Genomic DNA, 404 nt, shown 5'->3' on the forward strand with positions numbered 1-404 from the left:
GATCCCGAGGGCATCTTCCCGGCGATCCTTGGCCATGAGGGCGGCGGCATTGTTGAGTCCATCGGCGAAGGTGTGACCAGTGTTTCGGTTGGCGATCACGTGATCCCGCTTTACACCCCCGAATGCGGCGAGTGCAAATTCTGCAAATCGGGCAAAACCAACCTGTGCCAGAAGATCCGCGAAACCCAGGGCAAGGGCCTGATGCCGGACGGCACCACGCGTTTCTCGCAGAACGGCAAGCCGATCTATCACTATATGGGTTGCTCGACCTTCTCGGAATACACTGTATTGCCGGAAATCTCGCTGGCGAAGATCAACAAAACCGCCCCGCTTGAAGAAGTTTGCCTGCTTGGTTGCGGGGTCACCACCGGCATGGGGGCCACGGTGAACGCGGCCAAGGTGCA

General features: G+C 58.9%; 1 protein-coding gene. It reads left to right on the top strand.

Annotated features, from left to right (window positions below; all coding sequences use genetic code 11):
• Positions 1–404 (top strand): alcohol dehydrogenase catalytic domain-containing protein (locus tag B2R48_RS03880; protein WP_296998024.1); only part of this gene is annotated, 404 nt, incomplete at both ends.

The sequence above is a fragment of the Thalassospira sp. UBA848 genome (assembly GCF_002295455.1).
GTDB lineage: Bacteria > Pseudomonadota > Alphaproteobacteria > Rhodospirillales > Thalassospiraceae > Thalassospira.